The sequence below is a fragment of the Kribbella speibonae genome, assembly GCF_004331375.1.
Taxonomy (GTDB): Bacteria; Actinomycetota; Actinomycetes; order Propionibacteriales; family Kribbellaceae; genus Kribbella; species Kribbella sindirgiensis.
On record NZ_SJKC01000006.1, the window covers coordinates 60313 to 83876 of the forward strand.

Here is a 23564-nt window from a genome sequence, read left to right on the forward strand (position 1 = left end):
GGTCAGTCGAAGCTCGTGCCGAAATGGTTCTGGAGGTGGGCGAGGGTCGCCTCCACGAACTTGGTAGGCCATTCGCCACCGGTCCGTTCGGCGAGCGCGGTACCGCGGGTGATGAACTGGCGGCAGATGTACTGATTCGCCGCGATGATGTCGGCGACATCGGTGCCGGCGGCCGGGATCGACTCCAGCGTTGCGCGTTGCTCGTCGGACAGGAACGCGTTCAGGCGTTTGGCGCCGCTGTTTCGGCGTACGCCGCGCTCGGCGAGCATCAGCGCGATGAGTTGGTCGCGGACGGCGCCGATGCCCTGGTTGCCGACGATCCGCTCGTCCCGTCCGAGGACCGTGACCAGGTTCCCGAGGAAATAGAAGAAGAGGTTCACGGTGGCGGCGGGCCAGTACGGCTCGCCGGCCCGACCACCCTGCGGCGGGAGATCGCCCTCTGGAAACAGGGTGCCCTCCCGGTCGAACAGCACCCGCACCCCGTCGTACTGGAACCGGTCGAACGACGCGAGCGGGTGCACGATCAGGTCGACATGCAACCAGTCCGCCGTGATCCCGAGTCCGCCGATCATCCCCGGCAGCCGATCCGCCAGCACAGTCGGCCCGGTGAGCTCCCGCAGTACGTCGGCCCAGTGCTCCCTGAACCACTCGGTGCTGTCGTCCGTCACCACCAGGTGTACGTCGACATCACTGAAGCGGTCGGCTGCTCCTGTCGCGTAACTACCGATCAGGTACACGCCCAGCACCCGCTTGTCGTCGCGCAGTACCTCTCCCGCGCGGGCGATCACCGCCTGCTGCCGCTCATCCCCAGTCGTCACCCGCACCACCCTAGGACGCGCAGCAGGGCGGGGGCAGGGAATTGTCCGGGGGCGGCGCTAGGGTTGCGGCGTGGAAGCGCCCCTTGCCTTGTATCGCCGGTACCGCCCGGAGACGTTCGCGGAGGTGATCGGGCAGGACCATGTCACGGCGCCGCTGCGGAACGCGCTGAGTAACAACCGGGTCAATCACGCCTACCTGTTCTCCGGGCCGCGCGGGTGTGGAAAAACCACCAGCGCGCGGATCCTCGCCCGGGCGATCAACTGCGAGAAGGGACCGATCGCCGAGCCATGCGGGGTGTGCAAGTCCTGCACCGACCTGGCCCGCGGCGGGCCCGGCAGCATCGACGTGATCGAGATCGACGCGGCGTCGCACGGTGGTGTGGACGACGCCCGTGACCTGCGCGAGCGGGCGTTCTTCGCGCCGGTCGAGAGCCGCTACAAGATCTACATCATCGACGAGGCGCACATGGTGACCACGCAGGGCTTCAACGCCCTGCTGAAGCTGGTCGAGGAGCCGCCGCCGCACCTCAAGTTCATCTTCGCCACCACCGAGCCCGACAAGGTGATCGGGACGATCCGGTCGCGTACGCACCACTACCCGTTCCGGCTCGTGCCGCCGAAGGCGCTCGCGGACTACATGGCGACCCTGTGCCAGGCCGAGGGCGTGTCGATCGAGCCCGCCGCGCTGCCTCTCGTAGTGCGGGCCGGCGCCGGGTCGGTGCGTGACTCGCTGAGCGTGCTCGACCAGTTGATCGGTGGCGCGGGGCCGGCGGGGGTGACGTACGAGCTGGCGGTCGCGCTGCTCGGATTCACGCCGGACTCGCTGCTCGACGCGTGCGTGGACGGGTTCGCGGCGCATGACAGCGCGGCGGTGTTCGAGACGGTCGAGAAGGTCATCGAGACCGGCCAGGACCCGAAACGGTTCGCCGAGGATCTGCTGCGGCGGCTGCGGGATCTCGTGGTCCTGTCTGCCGTGCCGACTGCTGTGACTTCTGGGCTGATCGAGGCTGCGGAGGACCAGGCTGAGCGGCTGCAGACGCAGGCCGCCGGGATCGGCGCGGCTGAGCTGACGCGAGCGGCGGACATCGTCGCTGAGGGTTTGCTGGATATGCGCGGGGCGACTGCTCCTCGTTTGCAGCTCGAGCTGATCTGCGCCAAGGTGCTTCTCCCCGGCGCCGACGACTCAACAAACGGCATTCAGGCGCGCCTCGACCGCATGGAACGCCGCCTCGCGATCGGGGTCCCTGGGGGGACGGCAGAGGCTGGCGCGGTCGGCGGAGGTACGCCGGACTCTGCTCAGGCATCTGCTGGTACACCGGGCGCTGCCGCCACAAGCAGAGCAGCCGCCCGAGCAGCCGCAACCTCAGGCAACAGGTCGGCCCCAACCGAACCCCCCGCCGCGGCACAGACCCCAGGCGGCCCAGACGGCAATTCGGCTCCGGTTGGCACGAGTCCCGTTGGCACGAGTCCCGTTGGCACGGCTCCGGGTGGCGCGGGTCCAGGTGGTCCGGCCGGAGTGAGCGATCGGGCCGGTGGTGGTGCGGGGCATGCTGGCGAACAGTCCACCGCGAGCCAGGACGGTGGCGGCGCCGAGTCGACAGGCAGCCTGCAAGGCACGTCCGGTGGTGCCACCGAGTCCGCGAGCGATGGCTCCCGGGGCCCGGCGGGGGTTGGTGCCGAGTCGACAGGCAGCTCGCAGGGTGCGTCCGGTGGTGCCGCTGGATCGGCGGGCGGTGGCTCGCGAGGTGCGGCCGGGCGTGGTGCTGAGTCGGCAGGCGGAGGCTCGGCGGGTGCGTCTGGTGGTGGAGCGCGTACGGGAGCCTGGGGCGACGAACCAGTCGCCCAGGTCAGTCCGCCCGCTCAGGCCGGTCCAGCCGCGCAGGCGGGTTCGCCTGTGCAGGCCAGTTCGCCGGCGCAGTCTGTCCAGGCCCCGGCGGCTGGTGGCGTTGGGGCTGTGGGGTTGGGGGATATTCGGCGGTTGTGGCCTGAGGTTTTGGAGGCTGTGAAGGCTCAGCGGCGGTTCGCTTGGATCATGCTGAGTCAGAACGCTCAGGTGATCGCGATCGACGATCAGACGCTGACGCTCGGGCTGGTGAATGCCGGTGCTCGGGAAAGCTTTGCGCGGTCCGGGAGTGACGAGATTCTTCGTCAGGCGATGATCGACACGATTGGTGTCGACCGTCGAGTCGAGGCTGTAGTGGACCCGTCGACCGATCCGGGGGCGGGAGGTGGCGGCTCTGCGGGGCGGCCAGGTCCGCAGTCCGGCGGACCTGGCAACTCGGGCGGTTCCAGCCCGCAGCCCGGTGGTGGCGGCCCCGCCGTTGCAGGTCCCAGCAGCCCGACAGCCGCTCCAAGCGGCGCAGGCACGACTGGATCCGGCACCGACGGCCCAGCAGCACGTGGTCCGGGGACAGACGGTTCGGGCGCAGCTGGTCCTGCGGCTGACGGCCCGGGTGCAGGTAGGCCGGGGCCGAGTGGTTCGAGTGCAGGCGGGTCCAGTGGGCCGGAAACAGGTGGTGCCGGCGTGAGTAGTTCCGGCGTAGCCGCCGCTGCGGGTCTTGTGGGGGGAGCCGCGGCTGTCGGAGGCGCTGCGGGGGCGGTTGCTTTGCAGGAGCCGCCTGATTCTGAGTACGACGTACCGCCGGAAGATCCTTGGGAGGACGGGCCGGTGGCTCGGCCCTCGCGGCAGCAGGCGGGCGGGGTGGAGCAGCGGGAGCCGGCGGGGAGTAAGCGGCGGGCGGCTGAGGCTGCTGTTGCCGCTGAGCAGAAGCGGCAGGCGGCGTCTGCGGCCGCGGCTGCTCCTGAGGTACCGCTGACGCCGGAGGAAGAGGCGGACTCGATCGGGGAGGACGACATGGTGCTGGAGGAGGACTCCCGCTCGCACACCGACCTCTTGCGCGAAACCCTCGGCGCCCAAATCATCACCGAGGAACCCAACTAGAACCCAACTAGCTGGTGTGGACACTCGGGGTCGTCCACACGGGGTGTGGGGGACTTGCACTGGGGGTCCACAGGATCCACAGGGCTGTGGAAAGAGATGTCCACAGACCTGTGGATAAGTGTGGGGAGACTGGTCGGTTTCTGGGGGTGGGTGGGGTTGTCGGGAGGACCGGCTAGTGTTGAGGCTCCGGTTGTTGGGTGGTTCGGGCGAGGAGATCGCGGTGTTCGACGGTGGCGGTGCTGGGGGCTTCGACATGTCCAACCTGCTCGCGCAGGCGCAGGCGATGCAGAACCAGTTGATGGAAGCGCAGGCCGACCTGGAAGGTCAGGAGATCGAAGGATCCGCCGGCGGTGGTCTGGTGACTGCCCTGGTGTCCGGCACGGGCGAGCTGCTGAGCCTGAACATCAAGAAAGAGGCCGTCGACCCGGACGACACCGAGACGCTGGCCGACCTGATCGTCGCTGCGGTCCGGGATGCCTCGGAGAACGCGAAGCAGGCCGCGGCCGCCGCGATGGGACCGCTGGCCGGTGGGCTGGGCGGCGCGTTCGGCGGTGAGGGCGGCTTCCCCGGTTTCGGCGGTGACGCACCGACGGCTCCCGCGGGCTTCGGCCTGCCCAGCGCTCCCCCAGCGGTCGCGCCGGCTGAGCCGGACAGCGACGCCGACGAGGACAACCGCGCCGGCGGCGCCACGCGGGACGGCGGCGACAAGCTGACCGGTGGCGACAGCCGGGACGGCGGCGACAAGCGAGTCGGCGGCGACAGCCGGGACGGTGGCGACAACCGTGGCGGCGTCGGGTTCGTGAACCCGGGGAATTCGGCCGGCGAGCCCGGCCAGAACCCAGGCTGACGTGTACGAGGGGGCCGTTCAGGATCTCATCGACGAGCTGGGGCGGTTGCCCGGTGTGGGGCCGAAGTCCGCGCAGCGGATCGCGTTCCACCTGCTCGCGGCCGACGAGACCGACGTACGGCGGCTCGCGCATGTGCTCGTGCAGGTGAAGGAGAAGGTCAAGTTCTGCGAGATCTGCGGCAACGTCTCCGAGGAGACGCAGTGCCGGATCTGCCGGGACCCGCGCCGCGACCTGAGCCTGATCTGTGTGGTCGAGGAGGCCAAGGACGTGGTCGCGATCGAGCGCACCCGCGAGTTCCGCGGCCGGTACCACGTGCTCGGCGGGGCGATCTCGCCGATCGAGGGCATCGGGCCGGACGAGCTGCGGATCAAGGAGCTGATGCAGCGGCTGGCGAGCGGTGAGGTGACCGAGATCATTCTGGCCACCGATCCGAACCTCGAAGGTGAGGCGACCGCGACCTACTTGAGCCGCCTGCTGCGGCCCATGGGGTTGCGCGTGACCCGATTGGCTAGTGGACTTCCAGTAGGCGGTGACCTCGAGTACGCCGACGAGGTGACCCTCGGACGGGCGTTTGAAGGGCGACGATCGATCGATGACTGAACCGACAGATATTGCAGAGCGGGCACTGAGCACGGACTCCGAGGATCTGGAGGAGTTCGCCGAGCAGATCGCCGACCAGGTCCGGAGCTTCCTGATCTCGGTCCGCGACATCGCGGCGCAACCGGACGAGGACGGGGTCGACGAGGGCCTCGCCTCGCTGCCGTACCTGCTGCTCGAGGTGAGCCAGTTGCTGCTCGCCGGCGGCCGGCTCGGCGCGTTCGAGGACTTCGTGCCGGAGGAGCGTTTCGAGAGCGACGCCGGCCCGGACCCGGACCTGGACGCGATGCGGGACCGGCTCGCGGTGCTGTTCGAGGGCCTGGACGAGTACGCCGAGGTCTTCGACCCGTACGCCGCTCCGCCGGAGATCACCGTCAACCGGCTCTCCGACGACCTCACCGCGATCGCGACCGACCTGGTGCACGGCCTCGCGCACTACGAGGACGGCCGGGTTGTCGAGGCGCTGTGGTGGTGGCAGTTCTCCTACGTGTCCACGTGGGGTGCGGCCGCGAGCGCCGTACTGCGGGCCATTCAGTCGCTGATCGCGCACGACCGGCTGGAGCCGGCGCACGACGCGGAGACCGAGGCGACCGATCGTGAACTCGTCGAGGTCGCCGAAGAGGCCGTCCAGCGGCGCTGACGGGATGTCTGTTCACGAGCTGGTTCGGCGGTTGCCCGAGCCGGAGGTCGTACGGCGGGTGAGCCGCGCGCTCGCGGTGCTCGATCTGGTGCTGAACGACGACGCGTCGACCAGGTACTACGAGTTCGACGCGCGCTGGTCCGCGACCGAAGAGGCTGCCCTGATGCGGGACGGGTCGGGGAACGAGTACTCGATCGTGTTCTCGCCGGACGGGGCGTTCGCGTACGGGTTCGACCATGAGTCGCCGATGTCGCCGTACGTGAACGAGATGCGGCCGTGGCCCGGACTGCTGGACGGCGTACCCGAGGTGTTCCACGCGCAGCGGGACGACAAGGCATTCTGGGACGAGGCGCCGCGGGCGACGGTGTGCTTCTGGCGTACGACGGACGACACCGCCTGGCGTTGCGGGCCGGTGAAGAACGCCGGTACGGACGGCGCGGATGAGCTGTTCGAGCTGGTCGCGGACGGGCGCCCCGAGGCGTACCTGTCCTTCGCCGAGGACTACTACGAGCAAGCGCTGGACCTCGACGCCGTCCGGCACGTGTACGCGCTGATGCCGCTGACGGAGTACGTCGTCACGTCGCTCAATCGTCAGCGCCGCTTGGCGGATCTCAAGGAATCCATCGCCGAGATCGGTTACCCGCGGTCCTGAGGCGCGTTAGCGTGACGCCTGATGACAACGCATCCACAGGATCCGGCGGTGGTCGGGCCGTTCGCGATCCAGGGGCGGCTCGGCCGTGGTGCGATGGGTGCGGTGTACCTCGCGCGCTCGCCGGGCGGGCGGCTGGTCGCGGTGAAGGTGGTGCGCGACGAGCTCGCCGGCGACTCGGGATTCCGGGCGCGGTTCGCTCGCGAGATCGATGCGGCGCGGCGGGTCAGCGGCGCGTTCACGGCGCCGGTCGTCGATGCCGATCCGTCGGCGGATCGGCCCTGGCTGGCGACGGAGTACCTGCCGGGACCCACGCTGCAGAAGGCGATCGAGACGTCCGGGCCGTTGCCGCCGGACGCGGTGCGATCGCTGGCGAGTGGGCTGGCCGAGGCGCTGGCGGCGATTCACGCGAGCGGTCTCGTGCACCGCGATCTCAAACCGTCGAACATCGTGCTGACCGGCAACGGGCCGCGGGTGATCGACTTCGGGATAGCGCGGGCGCTGGAGGAGGCGAGCCTGACCGCGACCGGGATGGTGATCGGTACGCCGGGGTACTTGTCGCCGGAGCAGATCACCGGGACGGGGGTCGGACCGGCGAGTGACGTGTTCGCTCTCGGCGCGGTGCTGGTGTTCGCCGCGTCGGGGCGCGGTCCGTACGCGACCGGGAGTCCGGCGTCGCTGCTCCATCGGATCGTCAACGAGCAACCACAGCTCCCGCCGCTGCCGGAGCCGGTGGCAGACGTCGTACGCCGATGCCTCGCCCGCGACCCCGCCCACCGGCCGACGCCCGCCGAGGTACTGCGAATCCTCGGCCCCACAACTACAAACCCGCCGACGACCCTGCTCCCACCACCCACCAAAGTCCTGCCACCAACCAAAGTCCCGCAACCGCAGCTCGTCGAGGCGACCTTCGCGACCAGCCGAACGCGACCAACCGTCTTCGCGGCGATCAGCACTTTCCTCTGGCTGGCGTTCATCCCCGCCGACCCACAGGTCAAAGCCCTCCACCCGGTCCTGTCATCGCTCTCCGCCCTGATCTCCCTCGCCTTCTTCTGCCTGGCCGTCCGCTACTGGATCCTCGCCCTCCGACCAAAGGTCGTATTCCGCCTCTCGTCAGCAGGACTGACGGTCAACCGCAGACGTCGCCAGGCCACCGTCCCGTGGCAAGGCGTGACGAGGCTCCGCGTCGGCGGAGACATGAAGCGCCCGTGGCTGGTCGCCTGGCTCGAGCCGCCGTACCAGAACCAGCTCCCGGTCTCCCGGCACCATCACGGCGGTCTCCGCCTCTACCCGATCGCCCACGGCGGATCGCCGAACAACCGCCGAACCCAGGTGAACGAACTCCGCGCCGCCCTCAACTGGTACGCCCCCAACCTCCACGACAAAACCTTCTAGTCCGGCAACATCGGCATCTCCAGGCCCTGCGACTTGCCGAGGAGGACGCCCCGGGTGATCGCGTTGGTGCCGAACTTGTCCTTGACCTGGTCGAGGGCGGAGTCGAGCTCGTTGTTGGCGGCCTTGTCGAACGGGAGCGCCAGCTGGAGGGCGGCCTCGTTCTCCAGGTTGCCGACGGAGATGCCGATCATGGTCAGGCCCTGGGCGGTGATCAGCGGGTTGGCCGCGCGGAGCAGCGCGCGGGCGGTAACCAGGATCGCGCGTGTCTGATCTGTTGCCTGCGGCAACGTATGGGAGCGGGTGGCGCGGGTGAAGTCGTCGAACCGCAGCCGCAGCGTCACGGTCCGGCCGGAGCGGCCCGCGGAGCGCATCCGGCGACTGACGCGATCGACGAGCCCGGCGAGGACGGCGTCCAGCGTGGCCGGGGACTTCGGCGAACGCCCCAACGCCCGTTGCGATCCGATCGAGCGGCGCCGGCGGCCGACTTCGATCGGACGCGGGTCCCGGTTGTGCGCGAGGGCGTGCAGATGCCGCCCGGAGGCCCGCCCGAGCATCGCGACCAGCGCCGCCTCGGGCAGCATCGCGACGTCGCCCACCTTGGTCAGCCCGCGATTCCGCAGCTTCTCCGCGGTCACCTCGCCGACGCCCCACAGCCGCGAAACATCCAACGGGTGTAGGAACTCCAGCTCCCGCTCCGGTGCCACCTCGAGCAGGCCGTCCGGCTTCGCGACGCCGCTCGCCACCTTCGCCAGGAACTTCGTCCGCGCCACGCCGACGGTGATCGGCAGCCCGACCCGGGACATCACCTCGGCGCGCAACCGCACAGCGATCTCCAGCGGCGTACCGCGGATCTTTCGCAGGCCGGCCACATCCAGGAACGCCTCGTCGATCGAGAGCCCTTCGACCAGCGGTGTCGTGTCCTCGAAGACCTTGAACACCGCCTTGCTGGCCTCGGAGTACGCCGACATCCGTGGTTCGACCACGATCGCGCCCGGGCAGCGGCGCAACGCCTGCCCGCCGTTCATCGCGGTCCGCACGCCGAACGCCTTCGCCTCGTAGCTGCAGGCGAGCACCACACCGGCGCCGACGATCACCGGCCGCCCGCGCAGGCGCGGGTCATCGCGCTGCTCGACCGACGCGTAGAACGCGTCCAGATCGGCATGCAGAATCGTCGCCAGCCCGTGCACGAACATATGTTCGCATATACCACCGACAAAACAGATAGGGAGAATTCCTGACGCGGTGGACATCGATGTCAGGAAAGAATGAGCCTTATGGACCTGACGGCATACCGCGATCTCTGGCAGACCCAAGGCGTGATGGCGCTGCTCGCCTCCGCCTTGATCGCGCGGCTGCCGGTGCTGGCGACGATGGTCCCGCTGGCGTTCCTCGCCAAGGACGCCGCCGGCAACTTCGGCTGGGCTGGTGTGGTCGCAGGCGCCTACTCGGTCGGTACGGCGGTTGCGAGTGTCGTCTGGTCCCGGATGGCGGACCGTAAGGGTGCACGCAAGGTAGTGATCGGCACCGGGATGGCCTGGGGCGTCTGGATGGCCGTGCTCGCTCTACTGCCGTACAGCTGGTATCGGGTGCTCCCGGTCGCGGCTGTGCTGGCTGGTGTGTTCGTAGCGCCCGTCACGTCCGCGCTCCGCGCCAACTGGCCGCGGATCGTGCACGGCTCCCGCCTCCGTGCGGTGTACTCGCTGGACGCCACCGCACAGGAGCTGCTGTTCGTCTTCGGCCCGATGCTCGGCGCGATCATGGTCAGTTTCGCGAGTCCACGGGCCGGTCTGCTGGCCTGTGCGGTCACGGCGGCGGCAGCGATCTGGTGGTTCGGTCTCAACCAGCAAGCCGGCGTACCGCATGACGAGGAGGCCGGTCCGCGGCCCACTGCCTGGCAGTTGATCTTCCATCCGCACCGTACGCCGATCCTGTTCGCCTGGGCGTGTCTGGTGATGGGGTTCGCGTCGATGTCACTCGGTATGGTCGCGGTCGCCGACGAGCACGGGAACCGGCTGATCGCCGGCATTCTCGAGACGGTCGCGGCGGTCGGCAGCGTGACCGGCGGTGTGATCAACGGCGCCCTGCCCGGCGGGCGTACGTCGGCCGTGTGGCGGCGGATGTTGTTGCTTGCCGCACTGGTCGCGGTCTGCATCTTCGTGACGTCGTCCGTGGTCGCGCTGGCGATCGCGATGTTCGCCGCCGGCTGCATGATCGCGCCGACGGTCGCCGCGCTCTACGAACGTGTCGGCGCGCTCACGCCGACGTCCGCGCACACCGAGATCTTCGGCTGGACGCAGAGCGGTGGAATGGTCGGGTCGGCCGTCGGATCCGCCGTCGCCGGTGCGGTGGTCGAGGGGTTCGGCGTTCGCTACGCGTGGGTCCTGACCGCGGGCCTCACGGTGCTCGCGACCCTGTCCCTGCTGCGGGTCCCGCCCCATCGGCCGGTCGACACCAGTGCGGTCGACGGCGCTGCGGTCGCGGCGTAGCGCACACGGTAGTTCGCCTCCAGTACGCCGCCGTCGCGGGCGCACATCGAGATCAGCTGCAGGTGCCGCCGGTCCAGGAGCATGCCGCGACCCGCGGCGACCGGGTGGATCAGCAGGGAGATCTCGTCGAGCAGCCGCCAGCGCAGCAGCGAGCGGACCAGCGTCAGGCTGCCGACCACGTGCAGGTCGTCGCCAGGAACGGACTTCAGCGCGTTCAGCACCCGGCGTGTGTCGCCCTGCAGCATCTCGGTGCGGGGGCGAGCCACCACGGGATGGGATCCGACCACGAGGTTCCGGGTGTCGTCGAGTCCCAGCGAGCCGGCGTACCGCTCGAACGTCCGCCGGCCGAACAGCACGCTCCCGGTCGACGGCATCAGCTGGCCGATCGCCGGCCGCGCCAGCCACTGCTCCGGGCGTTCGACGATTCCGTCCTCGGACATGCACAGTCTGGCCACGATGTTCCGCATACCAACTGAGATGCAGCTAATGCCTCGAAGGTTATGTCCGGCGGCCGCGGTGCAGTTCGGTCTCCAGGGCGTCGAGCCGGTTCGTCCAGAACTTGCGGTACCGGTCCAACCAGCTGTCGATCTCCCGCAGCGGCCCGGGATCGACGGCGTACAGCCGCCGGGTGCCGTCGACGGTCACGGTCGCGAACCCGTTGTCGCGCAGCACCCGCAGGTGTTGGGACACGGCCGGCTGGCTGATGCCGAACTCCGCGCCGATCGTGCCGGCGATACTGCCGGCCGGCAGCTCGCCGTCGGCGAGCAGCTCCAGGATCCGGCGCCGGACCGGGTCGCCGAGAATGTCGAACGCGTGCACCGGTACAGTATTTCAGTGATGACTTATATGGACAAGTACCGCTGACCGGTTGCTGGTCAGCCGGTAGGCAACGGTCAGGTCACGGCTAGAATGAACCGAACGACTACGCCTGGTGCAACGCCGCACGGCGTACCGCAACCAGTGGTTTGAGGAGAAACACTGTGGGACGCGTCGTACACAAGTACGGCGGTTCTTCGGTCGCCGACGCCGATTGCATCAAGCGCGTGGCCCAACGGATCGTCGCGACGAAGAAGGCCGGGAACGACGTCGTGGTGGTGATCTCCGCCATGGGCGACACCACCGACGAACTGATGGACCTGGCCCAGCAGGTCTCTCCGCTGCCGCCGCCGCGCGAGCTCGACATGCTGCTCACCTCGGGTGAGCGGATCTCGGCCGCGCTGCTGGCGATGGCGATCGCGAACCTGGGCTACGAGGCGCGCAGCTTCACCGGCTCGCAGGCCGGCGTGATCACGACCGCCGCGCACGGCAACGCGCGCATCATCGACATCACGCCCGGCCGGATCGAGGCCGCGCTGGGCGAGGGCCACGTCGCGATCGTGGCCGGTTTCCAGGGCGTCGCCCAGGACACCAAGGACATCACCACGATGGGCCGCGGCGCCTCCGACACCACCGCGGTCGCGCTGGCCGCCGCGCTGGAGGCCGACTACTGCGAGATCTACACCGACGTGGACGGCATCTTCACCGCGGACCCGCGGATCGTGCCGGCCGCCCAGCAGATCCCGAAGATCTCCTACGAGGAGATGCTCGAGATGGCTGCCTGCGGCGCCAAGGTGCTGCACCTGCGCTGCGTGGAGTACGCGCGGCGTTACAACGTCCCCGTCCATGTGCGTTCCTCCTTCTCGCAGAAGGAAGGCACCTGGGTCGTCGATGCGAAGGAACTGGATCAGATGGAACAGGCGATCATCTCCGGCGTCGTGCAGGACCGCGGCGAAGCCAAGATCACGGTGGTCGGCGTCCCCGACAAGCCGGGTGAGGCGGCCCGGATCTTCGAGACGGTCGCCGGTGCCGACACCAATATCGACATGATCGTGCAGAACGTGTCGGCGGTCGCCACCAACCGCACCGACATCTCGTTCACGCTGCCCCGCGCCGACGGCGCCCGGGCGATGTCCGCGCTGGCGCGGATGAAGGACGAGGTCGGCTACGAGCAGTTGCTGTACGACGACCAGATCGGAAAGGTCTCGGTCGTCGGGGTCGGAATGCGCTCGCACCCGGGCGTTTCCGCGAAGTTCTTCTCCGCGCTCGCCGACGCCGGCGTGAACATCGAGATGATCTCCACCTCGGAGATCCGGATCTCGGTGGTCGTGGACGAGAACCTGGTGGACGCTGCCGTGACCGCGGCGCACACCGCATTCGACCTGGACGACGAGCACACCCAGGCTGTCGTGTACGGAGGAACTGGACGGTGACCCCTGTGAGCGCATTGGACAACGAGATCGACGACCGGACGGGCCTGCCTTCGCTGGCGGTGGTGGGTGCGACCGGTGCCGTCGGGTCGGTGATGCTGGCCCTGCTCTCGACCCGCGAGAACGTGTGGGGAGAGATCCGGCTGATCGCGTCCGAGCGCTCCGCGGGGAAACGGCTGAAGGTCCGCGGCGAGGAGGTCGAGGTCGTCGCGATCAGCGAGCAGGCCTTCGACGGGATCGACGTGGCGATGTTCGACGTCCCCGACGAGGTGTCGGCGCAGTGGGCGCCGATCGCGACCGCCAAGGGCGCCGTTGTGGTGGACAACTCCGGCGCGTTCCGGATGGACCCGGACGTGCCGCTGGTGGTCCCCGAGGTGAACGCCGAGGCGGCCCGGAACCGGCCGAAGGGCATCATCTCCAACCCGAACTGCACGACGCTGTCGATGATCGTCGCGATGGGCGCGCTGCACCACCGCTACGAGCTCGAGCAGCTCGTGGTCGCGTCGTACCAGGCCGCGTCGGGTGCCGGGCAGTCCGGGATCGACGCGTTGCACGACCAGCTGGCGAAGGTGGCCGGGAACCGGGAGCTCGGGAGTACGCCGGGTGACGTGCGGCGGGTGGTCGGGAACGACCTCGGCCCGTTCGCGGCCCCGCTGGCGCTGAACGTCGTACCGTGGGCCGGCTCGCTCAAGGACGACGGCTGGTCGTCGGAGGAGCTGAAGGTCCGCAACGAATCCCGCAAGATCCTCGGGCTGCCGGATCTCAAGGTGTCCGCGACGTGTGTGCGGGTCCCGGTCGTCACCACGCACTCGCTGTCGGTGCACGCCCGGTTCGTCCAGGAGGTCGACGCCGACGGCGCTCGCGAGGTACTGCGGGACGCTCCCGGCGTGCTGCTCTTCGACAACCCGGCCGAGGGCGAGTTCCCGACGCCGGCCGACGTTGTCGGCACAGACCCGACCTGGGTCGGCCGGATCCGCAAGTCACTCGACGACCCGAACGCCCTCGAACTCTTCGTCTGCGGCGACAACCTCCGCAAGGGCGCCGCCCTGAACACGGCCCAGATCGCAGAGGTCGTCGCCAAGGAGTTCATCCCCGCCGAAGCCTAGGAACGGCCTACAACCAGTTCTCCCGGGCTGCGTGCAGGGCTAGTTGGAAGCGGGTGCTGGCGCCAGTGCGGTTCATCAGGCGCTCCAGGTAGCGGAAGAACGTCCGGCGGCTGATGCCGAGGGTGCGGGCGATGGTGTCGTCGGCGGCGCCGGTCGCCAGCAGGGCCAGCAGGCGGCGCTCGATCGGCTCCAGGCGGTCGTCCTCGGCGCCGACGGACGCGTGCAGCGGCAGCGCGTTGCGCCAGCACAGCTCGAACATCCCGATCAGCGCGGACAGCAGGCTGCTCGGCCGGATGATCAGCAGTGACCGGTTCACGTCGGTGTCGCGCGCGGACATCGACACGAACGCGATCGCGCCGTCGATGATCGTCAGCTTCGCCGGTACGTCGGGCAGCACCCGCGCCTGCTCGCCGGCCTCCACACACGGGAGGATGTTCTCGGTCAGGTACCCGGGCACCTCGACCGATTCCGGTGAGTACACGACCCGGTAGGACACACCGCGACGGAGCTGGTCGATCTCCTCCTGGTTCGGTCCGCCGATGTAGTACGGCGGGGAGTCGATGGCCAGGATCTCGCGCTGTACGCCGCTCTTGATCTGGTGGATCCGCTCGACGATCGCGCTGCCGGTGACCACCTCGATCAGGTGCGTCGTCGACTCGTTGTGCACGGTCCGGCGGAACTCGTCGTACGCGTTCAGGACCTCGATCCGGGCCTGCTTCAGCTCGGACTCGCGGCGCAGTGTCATCGCCTCCAGACCCGCGTCCGGCGGCACCGGCAGGTAGCGCGAGTGGTCCGAACCGGATCGCCGTGCCAGCCCGGCCTGCACCAGGCCGCCCAGGGTGGCGTCGATCGAGCGCTCCCGGTCGGGGACCGCCTCGCCCAGTTCGGTGATCGACGACGGGCCGGTCCGCAGCAGATGCTGGTAGACCTTGATCTCGTCGTCGTTGAGCCCGAGCACCTTCAAATGGCCGATACGCTCCGTGTCCGTTGTGCTCACAACGCTCCCCTCCCTTCCGGCTGCTGTCACCGTCCGCTACCGCCCCTCCAGCCTAGACGGGGCGATCCAGAGCCGTCGGCACTGAACGTGTCGACCCAAATGCACGCAGCGATATTTGTTGTCCTGTCAGCATTGTTGTGCCGTGTCACCATCTGGCCACCATTTCCGCGCAGTCGTGAGCGAGAATTGAGGTCCAGCAGCCCGGCGACGGACCACCTGAGCGCCGCCGGGCTGCTGTTCCAATTCTGGCCCGAGTTGGCTGTCTCGTCAGCGGAGCCTGTTTCGGTTGGGTCTCGATCCCGGCGCATCGGTGCCCTCGCACTTCCGTGCCATCACTGGCTGTGCTGGAGGGTGTACAAAATGTGGCATCTCCAATCGTGAGGCCGATGAGGAGGAGTGCCCGATGCGACCGGTTCCGCCCTGTGCCGCCGACCGTACCGGTGCCGCCGTCCCCAGCGCCCGCGGGTCCTTGCAGGGATCCCGGCGGGCGTTGTCCTCCTGCGGTCTCCGGTCCGTCCCCACACCTGCTGCGCGCACCTGCCGGCGAACGCAGCACCTCTGGGGACGGACGAACGAGCTCGTCTCCCGACGGGCTCGATGCGCGATGACCGCCGCCCTGGTCATCGTGCTGCCCGATCCGGCGCGGCTGTCCGCTACCGCCCACTGCGGACGTGCTCCCGGATCGACGGTGGAACCCCAGGGGGTGCTGAAGGGTGCTCCGTGGATGGTGAGGCTGTCCATGGGGAGCGCGGATGTGATGTTGCGTGTCACGTCCGCCGCCCGGCACGCCCCGGCCAGGACGCACTTCCTGGGGTCCCGCTCGTAACACCCGTCCCCGTTGACCTCGCTGATCACACGGCCGGTGTGACAGGTCACGTCAACTTCGCGCGCCGGGGTAGCGTCGTACCTCGTGAATTGACCGCGATTTGACTTGGCTGGAAGGCGTTTTGGTCGTCCCAGGCTGTCAAATGTATATTCCGGATAACGATCGGCGAAGGACGACGCAGGTGTTGTGGACGCAGCGGGGTACGACGTTTGGTAGCCGTCCGTACGTCGTTGCTCACTAAGGAGGACCGCTGTGTCGTCGGCGTCCGTGCCGATCCGCTACTCTGCTTCCCGGTCTGCGTGGCACGTCGCCGTACCCCGGGCGGCTACCGCCGAAACCCAGGTGATCGGCCATCGTGGATCCAACTTTCCGGCAGAGAGAGGCATCGCCTGAATGAACGCGACTAGCGTCGACGAGGAGTTCAACCCGTCGGTGCACGTGTACGAACCACACAAGGTCGGCCTGCCGAAACTGCGCCCGTACTTCAAGGCGCTGTGGCAGCGGCGGGAGTTCGCAGCGGAGATGTCCCGGACCAACATCCGGGCCGCCAACACGAACACCTTCTTCGGCCAGGTGTGGCTGGTGCTGAACCCACTGCTCCTGGCAGCGGTCTACTACCTACTGGTCGACATCATCGCCGGTGGGAGTTCCAAGATCGATGCCGGCGAGCGGTTCGCGCACATGTGCGGCGGCCTCTTCGCCTTCTACTATTTCTCCGGTGCCATGACGGCCGGTGCGGCCAGCGTCGTCGGTGGCGGCAAGCTGCTGATGAACCAGTCGTTCCCGCGGATGCTGTTGCCGTTGTCCGCGGTGCGGACGGCGTTCTTCCGCTTCCTGCCGACCCTGGGCGTTTACCTCGTCATCCACCTGGCGATGCGGCAGCCCTTCCATTGGGCGATGCTGCTGGCTCCGGTGTTCCTGATCATGCTGACGGTCTTCGCCGCCGGCATGGGCATGATCTTCGCGGCCCTGCAGGTGTACTTCCGGGACACGACCAGCTTCCTGCCGTACTTCGTGCGGATCTGGCTGTACCTGTCGCCGGTGCTGTGGTTCGCCGAGCAGGCCCCGGAGAAGTTCAAGGGCTTCATCCAGTACAACCCGCTCTACCCGCTGATCGGCGGCTGGGCGGACCTGCTGGTGCGTGGCGACATCCCGAAGTGGCAGATGTGGGCCGGCGGTGGGTTCTGGGCGATCGTCGCCTTCGTGGTCGGCTCGCTGTTCTTCATGTCGAGGGAGCGTGAGTTCGTTGTCCGTCTCTGACACTGAGAAGAAGCCGATGCAGAAGAGCCCTTCGGACATTCCGGCCGTCAAGGTGCAGGACGTGTCCATCACCTACCGGACCACGTTCGAGCGGGTGCCGACCTTCAAGAGCGCCCTGGTGCGTTTCGGTCGCGGCGAGCGGGCGGTCCGTGAGGTCAAGGCCGTCCAGAACGTCTCGTTCGACGTCAACCACGGGACCACGATCGGCATCATCGGCGCGAACGGCGCCGGCAAGTCGACGCTGATGCGCGCGGTCGCCGGCATCCTGCCGCCGACCTCGGGCCGGATCGAGGTGCACGGCCGGGTCTCCACGCTGCTGTCGCTGGGCGTCGGCTTCAACGCCGCCCTGTCCGGCAAGGAGAACGTGGTCCTCGGTGGACTCGCGGCGGGCCTGAGCCGCAAGGAGATCGAGGCCCGGTACGAGGAGATCGCGGAGTTCGCCGAGCTCGGTGACTTCATGGAGATGCCGATGCGGACGTACTCGTCCGGCATGTTCAGCCGGCTGGCGTTCTCCGTCGCGGTGCACATGGACCCGGACATCCTGCTGATCGACGAGGCGCTGTCCGCCGGTGACGCGTCGTTCAAGACCAAGGCCGCGGCCAAGATGTCGGAGCTCGTCACCAACAGCCGCACGATGTTCCTGGTCAGCCACGCGATGAGCAGCGTCCGCGAGCTGTGCAACGACTGCATCTGGTTGCACAAGGGCAAGCTGATGATGCGCGGCGAGCCGAACGAGGTCATCCAGGCCTACACGAAGTTCCTGCAGGTCGGCGAAGCAGAAGCTGTCTCACTCGAGGACCTCTGACCAATGTCACGCAGCACCGCGCCGGACGTGGGGATCATCACGACCGGCCACGACGTGGCCGATGCGCGCCTGCACAAGATCACCGCTGCCCTGCAGCACCGTGACCTGTCGGTCGAGCTGTGGGGCCTCGGCGACGCCGACGGTGGACCGGCGGGTGCTGTGGTGCACGCCGGACCGCGCGGCAACATGGTGCAGCGGCTCGCGCGTACCGCCGTACTGCCGTGGCGCACGAAGGCCAAGGTGGTGATGACGGTCGACCCGGACATGATCCCGGTCACCCGGCTCGTCACCGCGCTGCGGCGGCGCAAGTTCGTGGTCGACGTGCACGAGGACTACGAGCGGCTTCTCGCCGACCGTGCCTGGGCGCAGGGCCCGGCGGGACTGCCGGCCCGGATGATCGTGCGCGCCGGCTCCAAGCTGGCCGCGGGCGCCGACCTCACCGTCGTCGCCGACTCGCATCTCGCACCGCACCAGGCGAAGCACCGCATCGTGGTGCAGAACCTTCCCAACCGCGGCTTCCTGGCCCCGTCCCCGCCCACCGGCGCCCCGCGCGCGGTGTACGTCGGGGACCTGCGCAGGAGCCGTGGACTGTTCGACATGGTCGAGACCGTCGCCGCGGCGCCGGACTGGTCTCTCGATCTGATCGGCCCGGTCGCACCGTCGGACCGGGACGAGCTGGAGACCCGGGTCGCACGGCCCGACCTGAACGGTCGGGTCCGGCTGCACGGGCGCCAGCCACCGGCGGACGCGTGGCAGCTCACCAAGGGAGCTTGGGCGAGCCTGGCCATGCTGCAGCCGACCCCGGCGTTCGTGGAAGCGATGCCGTCCAAGATCTACGAGTACCTCGCCAGCGGTCTTCCCGTGCTCTCCACGCGCCTGCCCCGGCAGACGAAGGTGATCGAGGAGTCCGGTGGCGGAGTCCTGGTGGACTCGGTGGCGGAGGCGTCCGAGACCCTGCGGCGCTGGTCCGCGGACCCCGGTGAGCTGGAGAAGCTGCGCGACCACGCGCTGCAGTGGGCGGCGGACCATCTGCCCACGAACACGCCGTACGACGACCTGGCCGACGCGATTCTCAATCTTTTAAGAGGAACTGCATGACCGACCGCCCACACCTGCTGTACGTCGCCTGGGGCTTCCCGCCCTGCCGAGGCGGCGGCGTCTACCGGGCCCTGGCCACGGCCAACCGGTTCGCCGCGCTCGGCTGGAAGGTGACCGTGCTGACGGCCGACCGCGACACGTTCTTCCGGTTCACCGGTGCGGACCTGACCCTCGAGGAACGGGTCGACCCGTCCGTCGAGGTTGTCCGGGTCCCGTTCGAGTGGCCGATTCTCGAAGCCGACCTGCGCCGCTGGTCCAAGCGCCGGGCGTCGAACCCGAAGCTCTGGGCCAAGTGGCGCACGAAGCAGGACCAGATCCCGTTCCCGGAGAGCGGCTACGGGCCGTGGCGTTCCGTGATCGAGAAGGCCGCGGAGCGCATCCACCAGGCGCACAAGGTCGACCTGACGGTCGCCACCGCCAACCCGCACGTCGCGTTCACCGCGGCGTACCACCTGCACAAGAAGTTCCAGGTGCCGTACGTCATGGACTACCGCGACGCGTGGCTGCTGGACGTGTTCACCGGTGACCGGCTGCACGAGCCGAACAGCCGGGCGGCCAAGTGGGAGAAGAAGCTGGTCGAGTCCGCCCGCGAGGTCTGGTTCGTGAACGACCCGATCAAGGACTGGCACGAGAAGCTCTACCCGGCGCACGCGAGCAAGATGCACACGGTCGCCAACGGCTTCGACCCCGACCTGGTGCCGGACACGCAGGACCGCGGCGCGGTCACCGACCGGCCGCTGGTCTTCGGGTACGTCGGAACGGTGTCGCCGAAGGTGCCGCTCGCGGACTTCGTCAAGGGCTGGCAGCTCGCCAAGGAGCAGTCAGAGGAGCTCGCCGGCGCGAAGGCGAAGATCTACGGCTACCTCGGGTACTACGCGCAGCCGCGGGCGGACATGCTCGCGACGATCAACGCTGCGACCGAGGACGGGGTCAGCTACGAGGGCCCGGTCGGCAAGGCGGAGATCGCCAAGGCGTACGACGAGTTCGACGCGCAGCTGCTGATGCTGGGCAAGGGGCGGTACGTGACGAGCGGCAAGGTGTTCGAGTACCTCGCCACCGGGTTGCCGGTGGTGTCGGTGCACGACCCGGAGAACGCGGCGTCCGACGTCCTGCGGGGGCATCCGTTGTGGTTCCCGGTCGCGGACGTGACGCCGGAGGCCATCGCGGCGGCGCTGATCGAGGCGGCGCACGCGGCGCGGACCGCGGACGAGGGGATCCGGGCGAAGGCGCGCGAGTTCGGTGCGTCGTACCGGCGGGACCTGCAGCTGGATCCGCGGATCGAATCGCTGGCCGCGAGTGTGAAGGGGGTCGCCGCATGAGCAAGGTTGTTCTGCTGTCCACGCGGAAGTTGCCGCCGACGTACTTCGACCAGGTTCGTGAGGACCTCGGCGACCAGGACATCACCATCGACGTCGTCGGCTGGGTCGCTCCGTCCGCCTGGGTCGCCGACAAGGTCAACACCTTCACGCTGATCGGCCCAGGCCGGATGCCGGCCGAGCCGGCGCCTGAGGAAACAGTTGTTGAGGAGAAGCCTGCTGAGGTAGAGGCCGAGAAGGCTCCTACCCCTGCAGCTCCCACTCCTACCCCGCCGCCCGCGGCGCCAACCCCGAAGCCGAAGCCCACGGGTGCCAAGCGGGTGGTGAAGGCTGTTGAGTGGCGCGCGCGGCGGGCCAAGAAGGTTGCTGGGCGGATGTTGCCTAAGGCAATCAAGACTTCGGCGCCGGTGAAGTTCCTGCGCGGGCAGCGGGCGACCAGCGACCTCGGTAAGACGTACTGGGAGCGGGTGCTCAGCCGTCGCGACGTGCTGTCGACCATCGACCAGGCCGATGTCGTGATCGCGCTCGACGCCGGCGCCATCTGGGCCGGCTGGAACCTCGGCCAGCGGAAGGCGAGCACCCCGGTGGTGCTCGGTCTGCCCGCGGCCCGTCGCGAGCTCGACATGATGAAGGTCCCTTCTGCGTAATGGGTGACACGACGACGATGACGATCCGCGAGCACCTGCCGGCGCCCTTGGCCCGGACCGCTGGAGCGGTCCGGCGGCGCCTGCGGGGCTTGCGGTACTCGTACGCGCAGCTGCCGGCCTTCCCGCCGGCAGCGGCGACACGGGTACGGATGCTGGTCGGACCGACCAACTCCGCCGGTCAGGGGTACGCCTGGGCACAGGCCGCCAAGACCCTGCCGGACGTCAGCGCCGTCGCGTTCTCCCTGCACCGCAAGGGACAGTTCCAGTTCGCCGACGACTACGGCGTACCGCTGGCGTGGTTCGGTCAGCCGCGCTGGCAGCGCGCCCAGGAGCAGTACGTCGTCGAGAACTACACGCATGTGATGGTCGAGTCGCTGCGTCCGCTCTTCGGCGCCCGCGGCGTCTCGGACGCGTCCGCGGACATCGAGACGATGCTCGCCAAGGGCATCAACCTGAGTCTGCTGTTCCACGGCTCCGACATCCGCCTGCCCAGCCGGCACGCGCAGCGCGAGCGCTGGTCGCCGTTCACTCCGGGTGACGAGCTGACCGACCGCCTCGAGCCGCAGGCCCGCCGGCACGCGGAGCTCGTCGAGTCGCTGCAGCTTCCGGTGTTCGTCTCCACGGTCGACCTGCTGGACGACGTACCGAACGCCCAGTGGCTGCCGGTCGCGATCGATCCGGCGCCCTGGCAGCAGGCCGCACGGCCGTTGTTCTCCGGTGCGAAGCCGGTCGTCGCGCACGTCCCGTCGAACGCGAAACTCAAGGGCACCGAGGAGATCGACGCGGTGCTGACCCGGCTGCACGAGAGCGGCGCGGTCGAGTACCGGCGGATCACCGGCGTACCGCACGAGCAGATGGCAAGCGTCATCGGTGACGCCGACATCGTTGTCGATCAGCTCCGGATCGGCCTGTACGGCGTGGCAGCCGCGGAAGCGCTGGCGGCCGGGCGGATCGTGGTTTCGTACGTCGGTGACGGGGTGCGCCACCGGGTGCGTAGTCTGGCCGGGCGAGAGGTGCCGATCGTGGAGGCGGATCCCGACACCCTGGGTGATGTCGTCAGCGGTCTGATCGCGGATCGTGACGCGGCTGCCGAGCGGGCGGCCACCGGCCCCGAGTTCGTGGCGGCGTTGCACGACGGACGCCGCTCGGCCGAAGTACTGAGTAGTTGGCTCACCAAGAAGGAGACCCTGTGACGGCCCGCATCGCGCCCTCCGCCGACGTCGACGACAGCGCCCAGATCGGCGACGGTTCGTCGGTCTGGCACCTGGCCCAGATCCGCGAGAACGCGGTCCTCGGCGAGAACTGCATCATCGGCCGCGGCGCCTACGTCGGGACCGGGGTCCGGATGGGCGACAACTGCAAGATCCAGAACTACGCGCTGGTGTACGAGCCCGCGTCCCTCGAGGACGGCGTGTTCATCGGCCCGGCGGTGGTGCTAACCAACGACTACTTCCCGCGCGCGGTGAACCCGGACGGTACGCCGAAGAGCGGGCACGACTGGGAACCGGTCGGGGTGACGATGAAGGAAGGCTGCTCGCTCGGTGCGCGCAGCGTGTGCGTGGCCCCGGTCACCATCGGCCGCTGGGCGACGGTCGCCGCGGGTGCGGTCGTCACCAAGGACGTGCCAGACTTCGCGCTGGTCGCGGGGGTCCCGGCGCGCCGGCTCAAGTGGGTCGGCAAGGCCGGGGTTCCGCTGCTCTCCGTCGGGGACGGCGAGTGGAAGTGCCCGAACACGGGCGAGATGTACATCGAAACCGACGGACGGCTGCGGCCGGCCGATGAAGCACAGGAGGAGAACTGATGGTGCAGCCGATTCCGGCCGCGAAGCCGATCATCGGGAAGGAGGAGCGCGAGGCTGTCGACCGTGTCATGCAGTCCGGCATGCTCGCCCAGGGTCCTGAGGTGGCGGCGTTCGAGCAGGAGTTCGGCGCAGCGCTGGTCTCCGGCCGTGCGTGCGTCGCGACGAACTCGGGCACGTCGGGTCTCCACCTCGGCCTGCTGGCCGCGGGCGTCGGACCGGGTGACGAGGTCATCGTCCCGTCCTTCACCTTCGCCGCGACCGCGAACAGCGTCGCGCTGACCGGTGCCACCCCGGTGTTCGTCGACATCGAGCCGACGTACTTCTGCCTGGACCCGGTCGCGGTCGAGGCCGCGATCACCGAGAAGACCAAGGCCGTCATGCCGGTGCACCTGTTCGGTCACCCGGCCAACGTCACCGCGCTGCAGGCGATCGCCGACAAGCACGGCATCCAGATCTACGAGGACGCCGCGCAGGCCCACGGCGCCACCTGGAACGGTGCGCCGGTCGGTACCTTTGGCGAGTTCGCGATGTTCAGCCTCTACCCGACCAAGAACATGACGTCCGGTGAGGGCGGTATGAACTCGGTCGCGAACGCCGACCTCGAGCGCCGGATGCGGCTGTTCCGCAACCAGGGCATGCTCAAGCAGTACGAGAACGAGGTCGTCGGCCTGAACAACCGGATGACCGACCTGCACGCCGCCATCGGCCGCGTGCAGCTGACCAAGGTCGGCGGCTGGACCAAGCAGCGGCAGGAGAACGCGGCCTTCCTGGACGCGAACCTGCAGGGTGTCGCCGTTCCGGCGGTCGCCGCCGAGGCGACCCACGTGTACCACCAGTACACGATCCGCGTGACCGAGGACCGCGACGGTTTCGCGAACGCGCTGCGGACCGAGTACGGCGTCGGCTGCGGCGTGTACTACCCGATCCCGAACCACCGGCTCCCGTCGTTCCAGCGTGAGCTGGACCTGCCGGAGACCGAGAAGGCCGCGGCCGAGGTGCTCTCGCTGCCGGTCCACCCCTCGCTGTCCGAGGAAGACCTGAACCGGATCGTGGCCGCGGTGAACACCGTGGCGAAGGCGGGTGCGTGA

General features: G+C 68.9%; 22 protein-coding genes. 17 read left to right on the forward strand and 5 right to left on the reverse strand.

Going from position 1 to position 23564, the window contains the following annotated elements; all coding sequences use genetic code 11:
* Window positions 1-2: 2 nt before the first annotated feature.
* Window positions 3-818, reverse strand: a complete 816-nt coding sequence (locus E0H92_RS34710; RefSeq protein ID WP_165550161.1) for an aminoglycoside 6-adenylyltransferase — start codon at window positions 816-818, stop codon at window positions 3-5.
* Between the two features lie 70 nt (window positions 819-888).
* Here E0H92_RS34710 and E0H92_RS45320 point away from each other — a divergent pair, with 70 nt between their 5' ends.
* The 6 genes from E0H92_RS45320 (at window position 889) to E0H92_RS34740 (ending at window position 7888) form a co-directional block, all read left to right on the forward strand.
* Entirely contained in the window at window positions 889-3759 is a 2871-nt protein-coding gene (locus E0H92_RS45320; RefSeq protein WP_131499248.1) for a DNA polymerase III subunit gamma and tau, read from the forward strand.
* Between the two features lie 178 nt (window positions 3760-3937).
* Entirely contained in the window at window positions 3938-4606 is a 669-nt protein-coding gene (locus E0H92_RS45680) for a YbaB/EbfC family nucleoid-associated protein (protein ID WP_338068886.1), read from the forward strand.
* Window position 4607: 1 nt separating this feature from the next.
* On the forward strand, window positions 4608-5207 hold the full coding sequence (recR, locus tag E0H92_RS34725) for a recombination mediator RecR (RefSeq protein ID WP_131292783.1): 600 nt from the start codon (window positions 4608-4610) through the stop codon (window positions 5205-5207).
* On the forward strand, window positions 5200-5844 hold the full coding sequence (locus E0H92_RS34730) for a DUF5063 domain-containing protein (protein WP_131292785.1): 645 nt from the start codon (window positions 5200-5202) through the stop codon (window positions 5842-5844). The genes recR and E0H92_RS34730 overlap by 8 nt, the downstream gene beginning before the upstream one ends.
* Before the next feature lie 4 nt (window positions 5845-5848).
* Window positions 5849-6496: a hypothetical protein gene (locus E0H92_RS34735; RefSeq protein WP_131499249.1), complete on the forward strand. Its 648-nt coding sequence runs from the start codon at window positions 5849-5851 to the stop codon at window positions 6494-6496.
* Window positions 6497-6517: 21 nt separating this feature from the next.
* Entirely contained in the window at window positions 6518-7888 is a 1371-nt protein-coding gene (locus E0H92_RS34740) for a serine/threonine-protein kinase (RefSeq protein ID WP_131499250.1), read from the forward strand.
* On the opposite strand, the gene dinB is transcribed toward E0H92_RS34740, so the two are convergent.
* Complete coding sequence (gene dinB / locus E0H92_RS34745; protein ID WP_131499251.1) at window positions 7885-9081, reverse strand: DNA polymerase IV; 1197 nt, start codon at window positions 9079-9081, stop codon at window positions 7885-7887. The genes E0H92_RS34740 and dinB overlap by 4 nt on opposite strands.
* An 81-nt stretch (window positions 9082-9162) precedes the next feature.
* Between dinB and E0H92_RS34750 the strand changes: the two genes are divergently transcribed.
* The gene (locus E0H92_RS34750) at window positions 9163-10374 is read left to right on the forward strand and encodes an MFS transporter (protein WP_238153275.1); all 1212 of its coding nucleotides are present in this window, start codon (window positions 9163-9165) and stop codon (window positions 10372-10374) included.
* On the opposite strand, the gene E0H92_RS34755 is transcribed toward E0H92_RS34750, so the two are convergent.
* Complete coding sequence (locus tag E0H92_RS34755; protein WP_131466748.1) at window positions 10257-10841, reverse strand: dihydrofolate reductase family protein; 585 nt, start codon at window positions 10839-10841, stop codon at window positions 10257-10259. The genes E0H92_RS34750 and E0H92_RS34755 overlap by 118 nt on opposite strands.
* A gap of 31 nt (window positions 10842-10872) precedes the next feature.
* Window positions 10873-11193 carry an ArsR/SmtB family transcription factor gene (locus tag E0H92_RS34760; protein WP_131292795.1) on the reverse strand — a complete coding sequence of 107 codons (321 nt, stop codon included), beginning with the start codon at window positions 11191-11193 and terminating at the stop codon, window positions 10873-10875.
* 161 nt (window positions 11194-11354) lie between these two features.
* Here E0H92_RS34760 and E0H92_RS34765 point away from each other — a divergent pair, with 161 nt between their 5' ends.
* Together E0H92_RS34765 and E0H92_RS34770 are read left to right on the forward strand one after the other, a co-directional pair.
* On the forward strand, window positions 11355-12623 hold the full coding sequence (locus E0H92_RS34765) for an aspartate kinase (protein ID WP_131466747.1): 1269 nt from the start codon (window positions 11355-11357) through the stop codon (window positions 12621-12623).
* A gap of 5 nt (window positions 12624-12628) precedes the next feature.
* Window positions 12629-13726, forward strand: coding sequence for an aspartate-semialdehyde dehydrogenase (locus tag E0H92_RS34770; protein WP_338068887.1), 1098 nt, complete (start codon window positions 12629-12631; stop codon window positions 13724-13726).
* Between the two features lie 7 nt (window positions 13727-13733).
* Here the strand turns inward: E0H92_RS34770 and E0H92_RS34775 are convergent, their stop codons facing one another.
* Window positions 13734-14723 carry a helix-turn-helix domain-containing protein gene (locus E0H92_RS34775; protein WP_131466746.1) on the reverse strand — a complete coding sequence of 330 codons (990 nt, stop codon included), beginning with the start codon at window positions 14721-14723 and terminating at the stop codon, window positions 13734-13736.
* Window positions 14724-15942: 1219 nt separating this feature from the next.
* Between E0H92_RS34775 and E0H92_RS34780 the strand changes: the two genes are divergently transcribed.
* Genes E0H92_RS34780 through E0H92_RS34815 form a run of 8 tightly spaced genes read left to right on the forward strand, consistent with a single transcriptional unit; the run spans window position 15943 to window position 23564 of the window.
* Window positions 15943-16809, forward strand: a complete 867-nt coding sequence (locus tag E0H92_RS34780) for an ABC transporter permease (RefSeq protein ID WP_131466745.1) — start codon at window positions 15943-15945, stop codon at window positions 16807-16809.
* A gap of 16 nt (window positions 16810-16825) precedes the next feature.
* Window positions 16826-17614, forward strand: a complete 789-nt coding sequence (locus tag E0H92_RS34785; RefSeq protein ID WP_130386923.1) for an ABC transporter ATP-binding protein — start codon at window positions 16826-16828, stop codon at window positions 17612-17614.
* A 3-nt stretch (window positions 17615-17617) separates the two neighbouring features.
* Window positions 17618-18712 (forward strand): glycosyltransferase, encoded by a 1095-nt coding sequence (locus E0H92_RS34790; protein WP_131466744.1) that lies wholly within the window; start codon window positions 17618-17620, stop codon window positions 18710-18712.
* Entirely contained in the window at window positions 18709-20031 is a 1323-nt protein-coding gene (locus tag E0H92_RS34795; protein ID WP_238153274.1) for a glycosyltransferase, read from the forward strand. The genes E0H92_RS34790 and E0H92_RS34795 overlap by 4 nt, the downstream gene beginning before the upstream one ends.
* Complete coding sequence (locus E0H92_RS34800) at window positions 20028-20675, forward strand: hypothetical protein (protein WP_131466743.1); 648 nt, start codon at window positions 20028-20030, stop codon at window positions 20673-20675. Before E0H92_RS34795 ends, E0H92_RS34800 begins: the two co-directional genes overlap by 4 nt.
* Entirely contained in the window at window positions 20675-21868 is a 1194-nt protein-coding gene (locus E0H92_RS34805) for a hypothetical protein (protein WP_131499252.1), read from the forward strand. Before E0H92_RS34800 ends, E0H92_RS34805 begins: the two co-directional genes overlap by 1 nt.
* On the forward strand, window positions 21865-22476 hold the full coding sequence (locus E0H92_RS34810; RefSeq protein ID WP_131499253.1) for an acyltransferase: 612 nt from the start codon (window positions 21865-21867) through the stop codon (window positions 22474-22476). Before E0H92_RS34805 ends, E0H92_RS34810 begins: the two co-directional genes overlap by 4 nt.
* Entirely contained in the window at window positions 22473-23564 is a 1092-nt protein-coding gene (locus E0H92_RS34815) for a DegT/DnrJ/EryC1/StrS family aminotransferase (protein WP_202874001.1), read from the forward strand. Before E0H92_RS34810 ends, E0H92_RS34815 begins: the two co-directional genes overlap by 4 nt.